This is a genomic window from Shewanella sp. Koi 1 (assembly GCF_052907445.1).
Genome location: NZ_JBREJM010000001.1, coordinates 4,705,981 through 4,722,984, shown reverse-complemented (window position 1 = coordinate 4,722,984; position 17,004 = coordinate 4,705,981). Strand labels below are relative to the sequence as shown.

Below are 17,004 nucleotides of genomic sequence, written 5' to 3'. Positions count from 1 at the left end.
ATTACTCCGCCTCCACTTGGTGAGTGGATGAGTGTTCTGTTGATGAAGTGTCAGAATGGGTTGAGCCTTCCATGTCGGCCATCTTCTGGTCGCTCGCCATATGCGCCATATCGTGGTGCATGCCAGCCATATTGTGGTCGGCACTCATGTGTTCCATACCTTCATGGCCTGCCATGTTCTCGTTTGAGTCCATGTGCATGTATTGCATAACGATTTGATCGAACATGCCGTGACTCACTGAGCCAAAGTATTCAACAGGATTGTTTTCACTCTTCTGTGCTAAGGCTTGGTAAGTCGCAGAGTCTAAGGTTTTAGTCGCCTGTTGTTTGGCCTTGGCTACCCAAGCATCGAAGTCGGCCGCCGTTGGCGTGGCAATGGCTTTAAACTTCATGCCCGCAAAACCTGCGCCGCTATAGTTAGCGGAAATACCGTCATAGGTACCGGGTTCGTTGGCAATCAGGTGCAACTTAGTCGTCATCCCAGCCATTGAGTAGATTTGGCTACCTAACTGCGGGATAAAGAAAGAGTTCATGGCGGTATCAGAGGTGATCTTAAAGTTCACTGGTACATTCGCTGGGAAAGCCAGCTCATTTACCGATGCAACACCTTGTTCTGGATAGATAAACAACCATTTCCAGTCCATAGAAACCACTTCAACCGTAATTGGCTTGGCCTCGTGTTCGAGTGGTTTGTAAGGGTCGAGATCATGGGTTGAACCCCAAGTGATCACGCCCAAAATCAATACGATCACAATAGGCACAATCCAAACTACGGTTTCAATCGCGCTTGAATGGGACCATTTAGGGGCGTAAACCTCATGATCTCGGCCATCGCGGTATTTCCATGCGAAGAACAAAGTCATGAAGATCACGGGGATAACCACAATCAGCATGAGTAGGGTAGCGATGATGATCAGGTGCTTTTCATCGACACCGATCTGGCCCTTGGGATCCAATACGCCGCCATCACAGCCTGCGAGCATCAGGGCTATCGCCGCGAATGCTACTTTACTTAAATTTCGAATTAACAAAGGAAGATTCCTCTAACCCTAAGGTTTACAACTCTGCCCAGAGAGATTGGCAGTAGCATTGAGCGGCGTTATCCGAAGGCAAATCCGAAAGTGGCTCGAGCGCGGCACAAAAAATGCCTGCCACCCCAATGCAAGATTGAGGATCGACTTTCAGCGCTTAATGCTAAATTTGAATTTTAAAACAGAGAGTTACAATGGTGGGGCGCGACAACCGTGCGCAAGGTGCTCGAGGGATTTTAGCCTTGGGGGTGCTAAAAACTGGGCAGCATTAGTTAAATCTAAGCTGTTGAAAAACTTGAAGCCATTGTCGAACAGATTCCACAATTGCTTAATAATCTGGGGGTTGAGCAGCAAAATGCTCAGCAGCGTGGCGCCGAAAAACTCGATTAAAAATCCATCGCTCAGGGTGATTAACTCACCTATATCGATACAGCCACCGACCATCACCGACACTAAGTCAGCAGCGGGCAGCACAAACAGTAACCCGAAGATCAGGGCTAAGTTTGTCATACTGAAGTGGGAGAACCTCGCTACGAGATTCAATCCTTCAGCGATAAATTGGCTGAGTGCGAATTTCAATTAACAGGTCCGGCTGAACGAGAGGAAATTGTTGGCTGAATAAAAATTCAAGCTGCAACTTTTTTGTGCGGGCGGGAGGATAACAAGAAGCGGGGATTGATTGAAAGTGGATCCCAGGCTCAAAACGGCTTTTGCATTAAAAAAACCTTAATTAAAACCATAATAAAACAAATAATTAACAAAATTAACTGAATTTATACTCATTACACTCGCAAAAAATAGGGTTAATGTGAGCTGTGTCAGAAAACGCCTTGGGTTAAATGTAAACAATTTGAGCTGGAAAAATCACCTAAACTCGCTGCACTTTCGCCCATTTTCACGGAATTATCTTTACCGCATTGATGCGGGTTAACCTCCTCACTCGTTAATGCCCATCCTTTGGCTGCGCTTAAGAGTTGGCGTGAGTCTAGCAGATTTCGCCATAGCAAACCGACCGTTAATGAGGCGTTTACGCTGGTGAGCGACAATAGAATTGATGATTAGCTTTTACTAAGCTTGAGATTGATTTGTAGATTAAGGCATTATGTGACCTATCTGAGTTGCGGCTTAGTAATAAAAAGGGATTGGATATCAAAGCATTTGCTCACTACCTTAAGGTCAATCTACTCGTTGCCTTGGCTTACTTTGTCGTTGGCAAAATCGGTTTGTTGATTGCCTTGCCTCCCGGTTATTCGGCTGCCATTTGGCCTGCGGCGGGTATTGCCATTGCCTCCTGCCTGATATGGAGCAAGTATTCGCCCTGGTTTGGTATCTTGGTCGGCTCTTGGCTGATTAACATCAATATCGGTGGTGAGATCCATCTCGGTTGGCTGCCCTTAGTGATTGCTGCGGCATCGAGTTTACAGGCCTATATTTCTGCCAATGTGATCCGCCGTATCGACCCCTTAGTGACCTTAGATAGACCCAACACTGTCATTAAGTCCTGCCTCAGCCTCTCATTAACCTGCATGATTGCCACCCTCTTTGGTAATGCCGCCTTGGCCGCCCATGGCACCATTCCCATCAAGGATGTCTTTGGCAGCACGATTAATTGGTGGCTTGGGGACTTACTCGGAGCGGTGATCTTTATTCCGCTGACGATGTTGATCTTCGATCAGCGCTCCATTTGGCGCTCAAGGCGGATCCAGACTGGGTTACCACTGTTTGTCGGCTTTTTATTCTGTGTCGGCATTTATTACTACTCGGATATGAACCAGCGGCAGCAGCTGCAGGATAAATTTCAAATTCAGTCCAATGCCATTATCAGCAATGTTGAAAGTTTTCAGGTGTCGAATCTACAGCAAGTGATTGCGCTTGCGAGTTTATTCGATAATAGCGAGCAGGTGTCTCAGGATGAATTTATCCAGTTTGGTAAGCGCAACCAACTGCAATTAGATGGGTTTCGGGCTTGGGCTTGGGCACCACTGATTGCCGCGACCGATAAAGACAGTTTCGAGGCCGCCACCCGCGCCGAGATTGGCGAATCATACCGCATTCGATACTTAGCCAATGGGCGACCCAATCCAGACGGTTGGTTAGTGCCGATTAAGTTTGTGCAACCGATAAACACCAGCCGTGCCGCCCTGGGTATTGACCTTAATGGCGAACCGACAAGGGCGGCGGCGATTGCCAAAGTCCGCGCCACACTGTCACCAGTGATGACCGGAAAAATTCAATTGGCGGAGGACCCAAATGGGCCGGGCGGGACGCTGTTTATTGCCCCCGTCTTCGACCGTTTAGGGAATATCGAGGGTTTTTGCTCGGCGGTGATCGACCTGCAATCGATTATCAATGCGGTGGAGCAGGTCAAAGGCTTGCACTGGCGACTGACGGACATGAGTGCTGGCGGAGCCTTACTCTACGCCAATAGCCAGAAGATCTTCCCCCAGTTTCAGGGGAACATACAAAGCGACAAGATGGGCCAGTATTATCAGGCCAACTTAATGCTGGCCGATAGGCATTGGCATATCGTTATCTACGAGTCCTATTCCGAGCTGATGGGCGACACCTTTAGTCTGTCGCTGCTGATGCTACTGCTGGCGTTTATCACCTGCGCGGTTGTCGGCAGTATGACCTTAGTGTCTTCCGGGGAGCGGCACCGCATCGCCGAAAAGGTGGCGGAAAAAACCATGGCACTCTCGAAGGAGATCGCCCGTAGCCAGACTTTCCAAGCGACCTTGATCGAGAGTGAGCAAAGGTATCGCACCCTGTTCGATAAGGCGCCCGTGGGCCACGCCTTAAAACGGCTAGAGGACGGGCAGTTTGTCGCCATCAACCAAGCCTTTATGGATATTACCGGTTATACCCTCGAAGAGTTGCAGAATCTCGATCCTTGGGAGCTTACGCCCATCCGTTATCGGGTGAGTGAAACCGAGCAGCTCGAACGCCTCAAGCAGACTCGCCGTTACGGCCCCTACCAGAAGCATTATCGCCATAAGGGCGGGCAAATGGTGGCAGTGAGGTTAAATGGCTCCTTGGTCACCGCAGCTAACGGCGAGCAGCTTATCCTGTTTATTGTGGAGGACATTACCGAGCAGGAACGCACCGTGGCCAGAGTTAACCTGCTGGCTCAGGTATTCCAGCAAAGCGGTGAAGGCATCACCATCATGGACGCGAATGACATTATCGTGGATGTGAATAGTGCTTTTACCCAAATTACCGGTTACACCCGAGATGAGATCATCGGCAAAAACTGTCGCTTCCTCGAAGCTGAGCGGACCGACCGTAGCAATGATGCTAGAGTGCGCGCCGCCCTCGAGCAGACCGGATTCTGGCAGGGTGAAGTGTGGGACAGACACAAGGAGGGATTTGATTTCCCTAAATGGTTGATGATGTCTGTCGTGCGGGATGAGACGGGGTCTGTCAGCCATTACATCGGTAGTTTTACCGATATCAGCGAACGCAAAGTTAATGAGGAGCGCATTCACTTCCTTGCGCACCACGATTCCTTGACTCTGCTGCCGAATCGCTTGAGTCTGCAATCGCGGTTAGAGACGGTTTTCAAAGAAGCCTTTGTCAGTCAGACCCAGATTGCCGTGATGTTTATCGATATGGATCACTTCAAAAATATCAACGACACCTTGGGGCACCATGTCGGCGATATGCTGTTGCTCGAAGTGGCGCGGCGGCTGAAGAGTATTGTGAGCAGCGACGATATTGTCGCGCGCTTGGGCGGCGATGAGTTCGTGGTGGTGTTGTCCGATACGGACCATGACGAGGTGGCTAAGGTAGCAGAAGCCCTGCGCAGTGGTTTGAATCAAACCTACACCATAGATAACAAGCCGCTGCATTCATCACCCAGCATAGGCATTAGCCTGTTCCCAACCGATGGTGACAGTGTTGAGGCGCTCATGAAAAATGCCGATATGGCCATGTACCGCGCCAAAGCGGCGGGGCGCAATAACTATCAGTTTTTCACCGCCGCCATGAACACCTTAGTGACCGAGCGCCAACAAATCGAAACCGGACTCAGGCAGGCTATTGCCCGTGATGAGTTGCGGCTGCACTATCAGCCACAAATCGATATCAATACCGGGCAAATGGTCGGCGTCGAGGCGCTGATCCGTTGGCAACATCCCGAATTGGGCTTGGTGGCTCCCGATCGCTTTATCCCTATCGCCGAAGAGATCGATATGATCATCCCCATCGGCCAATGGGTGCTAGAGCAGGCGTTGTCCCAGCTAGCCGAGTGGCGTGAGAAGGGCGCCAAAGGGCTGCGGATGGCGGTCAATCTCTCGGCCCATCAATTGCGTAAGGACACTATCGTTGTTGATATCATCAACGTGCTTGCCAAGCATAAGTTGCCCAAAGGGGCGCTCGAGCTTGAAATCACCGAGAGCGTGGCCATGCAGTATCCCGAGCAAAATGCCAAGTTACTGGCCGAGTTGCGTCAGCATGGTATCGAATTGGCGATTGATGACTTTGGCACGGGTTACTCGTCACTCTCTTACTTGAAGTTATTGCCCTTAGACAGACTCAAGTTAGACCGCTCTTTTGTGAAGGATATCGAGAGCGATCCGAACGATGCCGCCATCAGTGCGGCAACGATTTCAATGGCACATGAGTTGGGGCTGACCGTCGTGGCCGAAGGGGTCGAGAATGAGGCGCAACTGGTGCTGTTATCGGGCATGGGCTGCGATTTAGTACAGGGTTATTACTTTAGTAAACCCTTGGCGGCCGAAGAGTGTTCGCGTTTTATCGAGCGCAATTTTTAAGCCGTTTTTTATCCATTTAGAACTATACTTGGCTAAATCCGGCGATGGAAAGATGGATAAACTAAGGACGGCTTTATGCAAGTTATCTTCACCAAAGGTTCGAAGCGTTATGGACAATTACGTTGCGTGCGCATGGATGGCAGCGCAACCCAAACACAAATGCCCGAGCAGGGCATAGCTCCCCATGACATGATCCATTATGTCGTTGAAAAACGACTGCAAATTCAGGGCGCGTTTTTCGCCCAAGTGCGCGCAGGCGCCGATATCAGCTTTTCCCTTGAGCACAACGAAGCCTCCTTAGCCGTCGCGGATAAAACCTTAATTTGGCAAACCGAGTCGATTGTCGAATCCCTGCAATCTTTGCTGTGGTCAGCCGATGCGCCGACCTATGCCGGGTTTTTATACCTGCTAGAGCAAAGCTGCAGCAACCGTAAACTCGCGCTGCCCGAGGTGTCTCAAGCGGACTTTGAACATATTATCAATGAGATAATGGAGCTGACCATCGAATGGCAGGGCATGGGAGAAGGCCAATCCTTGACCCTCAAGTTTTAGCTATTTGAACATAAAGAAAGAGCGTGAATATTCGCGCTCTTTTTATTGGTTGAGACTATTCCCTGTGGCGGCGTTCTTGGCTCTGTGCCGATCTGCCTTGGTTATGCTCAGGGCTGCGGGCCATCTGCATATTTTGGCGTGAATCATTCTGCCTGACTCGATTCTCTTCCCGCTGTCTTGGCGGCGCTTGGCGGGGCTGCTCCATACGTTGCGGTTCGGCGCGTCTTACCTCGGGGCGAGCTTCCTGTCTCTGTGGCTGAGTACGTGGCTCAAAGCTGCGCGGTTGCTGCTCTCGAGTCTGATACTGGCGCTGTGGACTGTCCTTGGTTTGCTCCCTTGTCGCTTTTGCCTGCGCTTGTCTTACTTGATTGTCCTGACGGAAATTGTCGTTACGCTCTTTCTGGTAACCTTCTCTTTTGGTTTGCGCCGAGTTTGTCGGTGCCACGCGGCGCTCTTTTAACTCGGCCTGAGTATTTTGGAAGCTAGGTGTACGCTCGCGGCTGTAGTGATTGTCGCGGCTTAGGTTGTTGCTTCTGTCCTTATCTTGGCGCTTGTCATAGCCCTTGTTGTCGCGGTTATTACGTGCGTCTTGGTGTTCCCTCGATTTGGCATATTGGCTGGTAAAGTGCTGACCACTGCCACTGGAGTGGGAATCACGGCCACGGAACTTACTATCGCCGTAGTAGCGCTCTTTCACCACGGGATTGTGGTAAACCACGCCGCGTCTGTGCTCGGGTTTATGTTTCCAAGGTTGAGCACCATAGCTGACTGAGTACCGCTCCCTTGGGCGATAATGGTGGGAGTGACGGTGATCGACAACGACGACTCTGTGGCTGTGCCAATGGAATGAGCTAAAGAAGTAGTTAAAGGAAATATGGATCCCGGGTGACCAGTAAAAGTAACTATGACTTGGGCGGTAAGGGTAGCCTACATAGCCACCAAACTCCCAATAAACAGGGGGATAGGCCACGCCCCAGCGCCAAGTGCCATAAACCACGCGGGGATCATAGTAGGGCACATACACTACTTCGCGCCTTGCGGGTTCTATGATGATCTGGTTGTTCGCACGGGTCACCGCCATGTTGTCCATATTGGCCAAACTGTTGGCTTTATCCGCTTGTTGTCTGAGCGATTGAATGCCATCCATCACTTGGCCTTCGTCGGCTAAAAAGGCTTCGCCGAGTTTCTGGGTCCAATCTAAGTCTTCGCTCATTTTCTCTAAGACGTTGGGGAAAGCCATAAGGGCTTTAACACTCGGATCCCAGTCCTTGTCTTCGGTGCGAGACATCACCTCGTCGGTCGATAACTTAGGGTTATCCTCTAACCAACGCTGCGCCTGCACCACTTCGAGTGGATAGGTGGAGGCGATCAAAATATGGCTCAATAAACTATCGGGGTAGAGTGCAATGGGCGCAAGCATCTGTTCGAGTTCGGCTTGGCTCAGTGAAGCACTTGAACCTTGGCTGACTGATACGCCTGCGGCTTGAGTTGGCGCAGTGAACGGCAGGGCAACTAATGCCGCCGATAACACCAGCCATTTCCATCGATGTAATCTGTTCATGGTTCGCTCCAATAATCCTATTTGAGGATGTTATTGGCATCATAGGCGCGTGAATATGAACATAAGCTGAAAGTATTTTGTGTGGTAAAAATGCCTAAAGCAGCACAAATTTTAGCTAACTCATTAGGGCGTGTTGACGTTTCAGGGTTATTTTTGCAGCAATGTGGCTGGCTTTTATGCAAGGCAAAGTCCGTGCAGTGTAGTTAGTCTACATAAACGGACGATAACGCGGCAGAAAAGCCAGCCAAATGCTGCCCGAAGGGTTCGTCTGGCAAGCCCTTGCTCTTTGTCACTCGTATTTGAGTAGAATAACTACACATCATTCCTCGTTTCGCGAGCACGTGCTTGCCAGAACGAACAAAATTTAATCTCGAAACGTCAACACGCCCTAGTTATCTTGATGAAATAAACGCTTAAGCCGAGTGGGTGAAGTTAACCGTAAACTTGGCACCGCCTAAGTTTTCTGAACGGGATACGGAAATGCGGCCATTATAGCTATCCACTAAATCGCGCACTATGGCTAAACCTATGCCGTTGCCTTGGTGATAAGAGTCGGCGCGGATCCCACGCTCAAATATTTGAGTTTGTAGGGCTTCGCTGATCCCAGGGCCGTCGTCTTCGATACAAAGTTGGAGCTGATAGGCGTCGCCTGTGACGGTTAATTTGACCTGCGACTTAGCGGCCTTGCAGGCGTTATCGAGCAAGTTACCTAAAATTTCGGTCAGATCGGCCTCATCGCCCTTAAATACGGCATGCGGTGCCAGGTCGCCGCTGAGATCAATCTGCGGCTCTCGATAAATCTTGGCTAAGGTTCGCAGCAGTTTGGCGGCGACATCCTCCACCTTAATGCCTAAATGCCAGGAAGCGGCGGCCGCCGTTTGGGCGCGTTTAAGCTGGTGGCTGATGATACGACTGATATTCGACACTTGCTCGCTCGAGGCTTCGCTTAAGTCCGCCTGACTCTTAATCACCGCCAGCGGGGTTTTCAGGCTGTGGGCCAAATCCGCAAGGGCATTGCGATAACGTTTGCGCTGGGTCTGCTCGGTATTGAGCAGGATATTCAATTGCCGCGCGACTTCCTGCAGCTCACTCGGATACTGGCTACTGAGCTGGGTCGATTTACCCTGCTCAACATCGTGCAGTTCTTGGGTAAAGCGCGCCAGCGGCCTAATGGTCCAAATCAACCAACTTAACTGAAACACCAGCATCACTAAGATCAATATCAGCAACCAAGTCCAAAGCTGTTGATTAAATTGGGAGATTTGCTGTTGAAACTCCAATTCATCCTTAATGATATGGATTGTAACTGGCACGTTTTCATTCAGGCTGGCAAAGCTCACGCTAAAGCTGTAGATAAGATGCGGCGCGCCAGCGAGGTCGATTTGATCGAAGGCACTTTTGCCCGTCGGCGGAATCGTGAACTGCGCCGGCGGCGTGATGCCCATAAAAGACTGCGAATGCCAGACTATGCTCTGCTGATGCTCTGCATTCTCTGTGGTGGCAATGGCATAGAGGCCTGACTGAATGAGGTTAAAGCGGTTTTCGAGCACTAATTCGGGGATAAAAATCCGTTTGTTTTCAACCTCAGTCACCGCTAACACCGAATACACATAGGCACTCAGCTCGTTTTTAGCGGCGCTTTTTACTTGCTCGGCAAAGGCGTCATTGAGGGCGACCCCAATCAGCGGCAGCAGCACCAAAATAAACAGCAGCGCACTGAGGACGAGCCGAGTTTTGAGGGAGTTTAATAACTGCCAGGCAAGCGCACGCTTACTCATCTGGGGAGATGACTCTTAAACGATAGCCTTGGCCGCGCAGGGTTTCGATCAGATTGTATTGGTTATCTGGGTCGAGTTTTTTGCGTAAACGGCGGATAAAGACTTCGATAACGTTAGAGTCGAGGTCAAAATCCTGATCGTAGATATGTTCGGTGAGCGCAGTTTTTGATTTTACTTCGCCCTGATGCAGCATAAAAATCTCAAATAGCTTGTATTCAGAGCCGCTTAGAGTGACGAGTTCATCTCCTTTGCGCACTTCTAAGCTACTGGTATTTAAGCTAAAGGGGCCGTTAGTAATCACTGGGCTGGCTTTACCGGCCGAGCGGCGGATCAAGGCTTTGAGCCGAGCCACTAATTCTTCGGGATGAAAGGGCTTAGTGAGATAGTCGTCGGCACCCGCATCGAGGCCCTCGACTTTATCCTGCCAACTATCCCGTGCAGTTAAAATCAGGATAGGGAACGCGCGCTCTTTTTGGCGCACGCGGCGAATAAGGCTTATGCCGTCGAGTTTAGGCAAACCGACATCGATAATCGCGGCATCATAATTATATTCAATGGCTTGATATAGACCTTCTTCACCGTCGCTGGCGACATCTATGCTGTAGTGAGCATCGAGCAAGTGCTGTTTTAAGTTAGCTTGAAGTGCTAAATCGTCTTCAACGAGTAAGAGTCGCATATTAATTCCTCGACACGCGCCCAGTGGCGGCATCCACCGAAACAGAAAAAACTTGGCCATCGTTATTGAGGATTTTGACTCTATAGCCTGAGCCACTCGACTGCACGCTGAGCACTTTTCCTCGATATTGACGCTGCGCCATAGCCACGGCTTGGTCTGGACTGTTCACCAATAGGCGCTGTTCATTTTTCACACCTTGGCTGCGCGATTGATTGCGATCATCGTGTTTATCATTGCCTGCGATACTGCCGAAAGAGGCGCATAAGCAAGCGACTAGGGTCAGTGTTAAACCAAGTTTCATATCTGTTACCCGCGTATGTTCGGCGATCTTAAGTGAGTAGCTAGGTGGATAGCTTATCGAGTCGACTAAGAATACCTCATCACCATAACAAACACATAGAGATCAGCCAATTGGTAAACACAATTCCTTTAAATTTCACTGTGATTCAGGCAAGCGTTATTTACAAACAAGCACCTGAACCTATTCTGCACACACGAGTCATATCCAGTGTTCATGTGACATATGAGTAGTGTTAATCAGCCCAGATGAATTAGGGCTGAACGACATTTTTGCTCGCAAAAACGGCAGATTTTAATGTTCAGCTTATGTTCACCTTGAGTGCCCTCTAATGTCACCAATTTGAACGGACTATCCATGGGGTATTCAAGATGAACGCACTCAATAAACAAGGTATGGCTACCACCACAAACACCGCTTTCGTTAAGGCGATGGCATTGGCAGGCGCATTACTGACATCATTCGTGGTAAATGCAGAATCCTCTGACGAGCCAAACCTAGCGCCTTTTAGTGCGGCCAGTATCGGGATAGCAAAAAAAGCAGATACCGAGCAAGCCGCCGCGCAAGAGCAACAAGCCTTAAACCTATTACAACAGGCTGCACCCGCTCAAACAGTGGGGGAAGCCGCTGCGGCTGCGGTCAAATCCTTAGCGCCGTCGTTATCGGCGAAAAGCCCGAGTGCACATCGCGTGCAATTGATGGGCGCGACCCCAATGACCCGCGAACAGGTAATTGCTAAGCACACGAGTCAGCCTATCCCAAGCTCGAGTGCGACCAGTGAAGATCCCTATCGCGCACCCGTGTATCACAGCTTTGCGATTTTTGATGCCAGCAGCCGCTTGTTTGAGGATTTTGATTACGATGGATTTTATCAAACCTTCAGCGTGACCTTCGATGTAGATGTGTTTGGTTCTTACCTTAATGAGCGCGCCGACCTGTTTGCCGAGTTATACCTCAGCCGTAACGGTGGTCCTTGGGTGCATTACTACACCACGGACGTGTTTACCATTTACGGTGACTCAACGCAGGACGATTACGAAGTGCTGACCACCCTCTACACTGGCTATCCAACGGATCACTACGATGTATTAATCGATGTTTATGAAGTGGGTTATAGCGATATTGTCGCCACCATTAGCGCCGATGACACCGATGGCTTATATGCCTTGCCGCTGGAAAGTAGCGACCGTGACCGTGTTGACGAAGTGATTGTGGTGGAAGAAAGCGGCGGCGCATTGTCTATCTTTGCCTTGCTTGGCCTTGGGGTGTTCGCTGCACTGCGCAAGCGTGAAAAATGGGTTTAATACCCTGAAATAAACTCTTTTGTAAGCCATCAGGGTTTTACTCAGTAAGCGCCTATTTAGAGTAAACAGCGTGGCTAATACTAAAGGCAGCGTATGCATCGATACGCTGCTTTTTTATTTTTCAATGCGGGTAACAAAAGCAACCTTGCGATTTATCGGCAATTTGCACCCTCTGCTACAAATCCCCTTTTTCTCTCTGTGTTTATCATTTCCGATTCGGGCTAGTATGGGCAAGTTACGTTAACTAAAGGAAGAGAGACATGATTGCTCAAGGTCAAACATTACCAGCGGCGACGCTAAGCCAACTGACTAAAGATGGCATGGTAAATCATCAAGTTACCGAGCTGTTCGCGGGTAAAAAAGTGGTGTTATTTGCAGTGCCTGGTGCTTTCACACCAACCTGTTCTGAAGCGCATTTGCCAGGTTATGTGGTGCTGGCCGATCAATTTAAAGCTAAAGGCGTTGATTTAATTGCCTGTGTATCGGTAAACGATGCCTTTGTGATGAAAGCGTGGGGCGAAGCGCAAAATGCGTCTGAGCTACTGATGCTTGCCGATGGCGATGCCAGCTTTACTAAAGCGCTCGGACTCGAAATGGATACCGCTGGCTTTGGCGGTGTGCGTTCACAACGTTATGCAATGATCATCGATAACGGCGTGGTGACGTTACTGAATGTAGAAGCACCTAAGTCATTTGAAGTGAGTAAAGCCGAAGTGGTATTAGCGGCACTTTAATGCCTGATTAAAAAACAAAATGGGAGCCAAGGCTCCCATTTTTATTGGCATCAAGCTTAAGCCGCTCGGGCAGATACTGTGTTGGTGTCGGCTATGCCTAGACTGGTCTCAATATCTTCCACGCTTTGCTGCACTTCTTGGGCAATCACTTCGCTCTGCTGCGAACTGGTTTGCGCTTGGTCTTTTAGGTTATCCATGCTGCGGACAAATTCATCGAGGTAATCGACCTGTTCCTTGGCGTTAAGCGAACCCTGCTTGGCGGTATTGGCCATTTCACTCGCTTGATTTTGCACGGTTTGCGCCACACGCCATAGGCTCTGTGCCCGCTGTTTTTGGCTATCGGTCGCTTGGGCAATGCCATCGACACTCTCGCCGAGTGCGAGGTTCGATTGGGTGAGTTGATGCAGGATCTTCACGATTTCATTTAACGACACTTGAGTACGTTGACTTAGGCTTCGAACCTCATCGGCGACCACGGCAAAACCGCGACCTTGTTCGCCCGCACGGGCGGCTTCGATAGCGGCATTAAGCGCCAACAAATTGGTTTGCTCGGCAATATTACCAATTACATCAATGATTTTAGCAACATCTGCCACTGAGTTATTCAGGCTTTCGAGCGAGGCATGGCAAAGGCCAACCGCCGTCTGGGTTTGTTCTGTGGCACTCAGCACCGCTTCGGCCTCGGTTTGGCTCGACTGCATTTGGCGCATGGTTTCGGCTGCGCTTTGTTCAACAAGGGCCGAGGTGTGGCTGACCTCATTGGCGAGGCTGCGGATATGCTCGGTTTGCGACTGAGTGTCGGCGACTATGGTCTGAGTGTGTTCGGTGTGCTGCGACAGTTGAGTGATGCGCGCGACCAACTGACTCAAGGATTGAGAAACCTTAGTCATTTGCTGACGCTGGAGTTCGTCTTCTTGCTCGAATCTGTGCAGTAATTGGTTGAAATGGCCTGCAATTTGGCCGGTTTCGCAGCGGCGATTGATATCCAAGCGTTCACGACTGTTGGACTCGCTTAATTGCATAAAGGCTTGATTGAGGCGTTTAAGGGGTTTAACCACACGGTTCTGTTGCAGGATTAAATAGCCGATAGCAAACAGCGCCATAATCGAAACCATCGCATAAAGAATGACTTGTAACTCATATTTGAGCTGTTGGTTTTTGGCGGCCTGTGCCTCACCGAGGGCGATAAGCTGCTGTTCAACCCTGCTAATGGCTTGAATTAACTGCTCTTGCATCTCCTGATTGGCTTGCAGCAGTTGGTGGGTGTTGGCGACTTCTTTATTGTATCGGTTGGCAAGGCTTAACAGCTCGCTGCGATCATTTTCACCCACTTCAATCTGCTCTGGTTCACTCGCGCCGAGGGCAAATTCATCGGCTTCCTGCTGCTCGTACACGCCGATTAACGGCAGGGCGTTCAGTCGGTCACGCCACTGGTTTAGCTCCTTGCTGGTGCTGTCGAGAATATTTTTAAGTTGCTGATTTTTATCGATGAGATAGCCATCGGTAAGCTGCGATAATTGATAAACAATGCTGGGTAAGTCGCGGCTCAATTGCAGATATTGTTCGGCCACAGTGGCATTAATCGCTAAACCTTTGTCGGCGTAACTGCCGAGTCTGCGGTTATAGTCGAGCATTTCAGATTCGGCGTGGGCCAGCAGTTGTCTTGGGTTGCCCGCGAGTTTGCCTGCGGCGCGGTATTTTGTGTCTAAGTCTTGAATGAATTGACTAAGGCCAGTTTGTAATTCCTCATCGGCACTGCCCGTTGCGGCGAGGTTGAGCTCGCTGAGCTCAGTTTTAATCTTGCTCAGTTTGGCTTTGGCTTCTTCGAGTTGGGTCGCGTTACCACTGGCTAAATAGCCATCGAGATCGCGGCGCACCCCCACGAGAAAATCCTGTTGTAGGCCTTGAAGCACTTGGGTTTGTTGCTCAATCTGTTGTCTTTGATCGCTGCTCCACAGCACCACGGCTGCTAATAGTCCAGCAAGCAATAACAACAGCGCCGAAGCTGAGAGTGACAGCGTTGAAATCTTCATGATGCAATCTTCATTGGAAACTTAGGAAGTTAACTGCCTAGAGTTTATGAATTTCGCGTGACATAAATATGACAACACTGGTTGAATGTCAGCGTTGTCATGCTGAATCTTGGATTTATTCCAAGGGGAGCCAGACTTGGGCTTTTAAGCCGCCCTCAGTGCGGTTAGATAAAGTCACTTGGCCTTGGTGACGGTCGATAATCCGTTTGATGATGGCGAGCCCAAGGCCCGAACCGACACTGCCGCGCGCAATATCACCTTGGGTAAAAGGCTGAAACAGTTTGGGAATTTGTGACTCATCAATCCCTGGGCCATTATCCTCAACGCTAAAACCGATACGCTTACCATCAAATTGCGAGCTTATCCGCACCCAGCCCGAACCATAACGGAAGGCATTTTCGACCAGATTACTGAGCACTCGCTTAATCGCCAGCCCTTGGAACAGCGCCTCGGGGCAGTCGCTCAGTACGACTTCAATTTCACCGTCGCGGTTGGCTTCGGCCTGCGCAATATCTTGAATGAGTTTATTAATTTGCCCTAACTCGCGGCTCGCCTCCTGATCTTGGCGAATGTAGGCAATAAACTGGCTGATAATGGCGTCCATATCTTCGATATCGTTGACGATGCCATCTTTAAGATATTGATCTTCTTCGACCATCATCTCGGAGGCGAGGCGAATGCGCGTCAGTGGCGTGCGTAAATCGTGGGAAATCCCCGCCATCAACAGGGCTCTGTCCTGCTCGAGTTGCTTCATGCTGTGGGACATTTGGTTGAAGGCATTGGTCACTTCCACCAGTTCGCTCGAGCCTTTTAGCGGTAAAGGATCGGGAAACTCGCCGCGTGAGACCGAGATCGCGGCTTTTTGTAAGCGCCTGAGTGGCCTGTTTTGCTGGCGGGCAAACCACCATCCACCGGCGACACTGAGCGCACCGATCACCATTAAGTACAAGGTGAGTGGCGATAAATCGGAAACGTTTTGCCCGATGAGCGGCACTTTAATCCACACCGACGGCGCCTGTGGCGGGCGGATCCAAATTTGTAATACTGTGCCGTGAGTGACGCGAACTTCTGCCTCACCACCTAGGTATTCCGACATCTGCGATGACCAAAAACCGTAGTAGGTGGCCTGCTCGATTCCCGCTTCGCGGGCCTGTTGTTGGTTGTAGACCTTCATGCCATCGTCACGGACTTTGGCATTGAGCGCATCGACTATGGTTAAGTGTTCGCGGCCGATATCGATACCATCGACAAATAACAGATTGATTTGACGGGCAATTAACTGGTTGATTTGCTGATAACTGGGCTTTAATACATACACAGCTACAGTGACATAGGACACCAGCTGATTGATCAACAGTAGACAACCAATCAGCATAACGGTTTGGCTAAAGGCGCTGCGGGGAAGAAAGCGCCACCAAAACTTAGGTTTCATAGTCGTGCCAAAAAAGGTTCAACAGCTGGCAACAAGCGTGTCATCGACGGGCGGCGCCGTCGGGCACAAACACATAGCCAAGGCCCCACACGGTTTGGATATACCTTGGGTTGGCGGGATCCTTCTCAATTAAACGGCGCAGGCGCGAGACCTGTACGTCAATCGAGCGCTCCAGCGCCGAATAATCACGGCCACGGGCGAGGTTCATCAGTTTATCCCGCGATAAAGGTTCGCGTGGATGGGTGACTAACACTTTTAATACGGCAAACTCGCCACTGGTCAGTGCGATGGCCTCATTACCGTGGTACATCTCGCGGGTGGCTAAGTCGAGGGAGAACTCGCCAAAGCTAATTTCAGCCTCTTGCTGTGCGGGCGCGCCGGGGACATCTTGGATTTGACGGCGCATTACCGCTTTGATCCGCGCCAATAACTCCCTCGGATTAAAGGGTTTTGGCAAATAATCATCGGCACCGAGTTCTAAACCGATAATCCGGTCGACCTCATCGCCCTTGGCGGTGAGCATCACAATCGGAATGGTGCTGCCCTGTTGGCGCAGACGACGGCAGATGGATAGCCCATCTTCACCGGGCAACATCAAATCGAGCACTATTAGGTGGAAGTTTTCACGCTCCAATAAACGGTCCATCTGCTCAGCATTGGCCGCACTGCGCACCTGATAGCCTTGCTCCATCAGGTAACGCTCGAGTAGTGCTCGTAGGCGCATATCATCATCGACGACGAGGATTTTCGAGGTTTCTTGTCCCATGGGATGTCCTTAAATTGCTCGGATTATTGCTTTTATTCTTTATGCCGTCATACAACAAAGATTAACTG

General features: G+C 50.1%; 13 protein-coding genes. 4 read left to right on the top strand and 9 right to left on the bottom strand.

The genetic code is table 11. The features are described 5' to 3' along the window. Nucleotide 1: 1 nt before the first annotated feature. The gene (gene cyoA, locus ACUZ8J_RS20725) at nt 2-1,030 is read right to left on the bottom strand and encodes a ubiquinol oxidase subunit II (protein ID WP_446694834.1); all 1,029 of its coding nucleotides are present in this window, start codon (nt 1,028-1,030) and stop codon (nt 2-4) included. Between the two features lie 189 nt (nt 1,031-1,219). After that, nucleotides 1,220-1,540: a hypothetical protein gene (locus ACUZ8J_RS20720; protein WP_089068811.1), complete on the bottom strand. Its 321-nt coding sequence runs from the start codon at nt 1,538-1,540 to the stop codon at nt 1,220-1,222. 632 nt (nt 1,541-2,172) lie between these two features. Between ACUZ8J_RS20720 and ACUZ8J_RS20715 the strand changes: the two genes are divergently transcribed. Together ACUZ8J_RS20715 and ACUZ8J_RS20710 are read left to right on the top strand one after the other, a co-directional pair. Next, nucleotides 2,173-5,802 (top strand): EAL domain-containing protein, encoded by a 3,630-nt coding sequence (locus ACUZ8J_RS20715; protein WP_446694833.1) that lies wholly within the window; start codon nt 2,173-2,175, stop codon nt 5,800-5,802. Between the two features lie 75 nt (nt 5,803-5,877). Beyond that, on the top strand, nt 5,878-6,354 hold the full coding sequence (locus ACUZ8J_RS20710) for a cytoplasmic protein (RefSeq protein ID WP_446694832.1): 477 nt from the start codon (nt 5,878-5,880) through the stop codon (nt 6,352-6,354). 55 nt (nt 6,355-6,409) lie between these two features. On the opposite strand, the gene ACUZ8J_RS20705 is transcribed toward ACUZ8J_RS20710, so the two are convergent. The 4 genes from ACUZ8J_RS20705 to ACUZ8J_RS20690 all read right to left on the bottom strand — a co-directional run bounded on the left by ACUZ8J_RS20705 (nt 6,410) and on the right by ACUZ8J_RS20690 (nt 10,670). Next, nucleotides 6,410-7,915 carry a DUF3300 domain-containing protein gene (locus ACUZ8J_RS20705; protein ID WP_446694831.1) on the bottom strand — a complete coding sequence of 502 codons (1,506 nt, stop codon included), beginning with the start codon at nt 7,913-7,915 and terminating at the stop codon, nt 6,410-6,412. Nucleotides 7,916-8,328: 413 nt separating this feature from the next. Continuing rightward, nucleotides 8,329-9,693, bottom strand: a complete 1,365-nt coding sequence (locus ACUZ8J_RS20700; protein ID WP_284198804.1) for an ATP-binding protein — start codon at nt 9,691-9,693, stop codon at nt 8,329-8,331. Next, a complete protein-coding gene (locus ACUZ8J_RS20695) occupies nt 9,686-10,369 on the bottom strand; it encodes a response regulator transcription factor (RefSeq protein ID WP_011627620.1) in 684 nt (227 codons plus the stop codon). Before ACUZ8J_RS20695 ends, ACUZ8J_RS20700 begins: the two co-directional genes overlap by 8 nt. 1 nt (nt 10,370) lies before the next feature. After that, nucleotides 10,371-10,670, bottom strand: a complete 300-nt coding sequence (locus ACUZ8J_RS20690; RefSeq protein WP_446694830.1) for a PepSY domain-containing protein — start codon at nt 10,668-10,670, stop codon at nt 10,371-10,373. Between the two features lie 368 nt (nt 10,671-11,038). Between ACUZ8J_RS20690 and ACUZ8J_RS20685 the strand changes: the two genes are divergently transcribed. Next, nucleotides 11,039-11,971 carry a choice-of-anchor H family protein gene (locus ACUZ8J_RS20685; protein ID WP_446694829.1) on the top strand — a complete coding sequence of 311 codons (933 nt, stop codon included), beginning with the start codon at nt 11,039-11,041 and terminating at the stop codon, nt 11,969-11,971. Between the two features lie 260 nt (nt 11,972-12,231). Beyond that, nucleotides 12,232-12,705 carry a peroxiredoxin gene (locus ACUZ8J_RS20680; protein ID WP_011624535.1) on the top strand — a complete coding sequence of 158 codons (474 nt, stop codon included), beginning with the start codon at nt 12,232-12,234 and terminating at the stop codon, nt 12,703-12,705. Between the two features lie 56 nt (nt 12,706-12,761). Here the strand turns inward: ACUZ8J_RS20680 and ACUZ8J_RS20675 are convergent, their stop codons facing one another. The 3 genes from ACUZ8J_RS20675 to ompR all read right to left on the bottom strand — a co-directional run bounded on the left by ACUZ8J_RS20675 (nt 12,762) and on the right by ompR (nt 16,936). Next, entirely contained in the window at nt 12,762-14,738 is a 1,977-nt protein-coding gene (locus ACUZ8J_RS20675; protein ID WP_446694828.1) for a methyl-accepting chemotaxis protein, read from the bottom strand. Nucleotides 14,739-14,853: 115 nt separating this feature from the next. Further along, nucleotides 14,854-16,170 (bottom strand): two-component system sensor histidine kinase EnvZ, encoded by a 1,317-nt coding sequence (envZ, locus tag ACUZ8J_RS20670; RefSeq protein WP_446694827.1) that lies wholly within the window; start codon nt 16,168-16,170, stop codon nt 14,854-14,856. Nucleotides 16,171-16,210: 40 nt separating this feature from the next. Beyond that, nucleotides 16,211-16,936, bottom strand: coding sequence for an osmolarity response regulator transcription factor OmpR (gene ompR, locus ACUZ8J_RS20665; RefSeq protein ID WP_011718733.1), 726 nt, complete (start codon nt 16,934-16,936; stop codon nt 16,211-16,213). Nucleotides 16,937-17,004 lie beyond the last annotated feature (68 nt).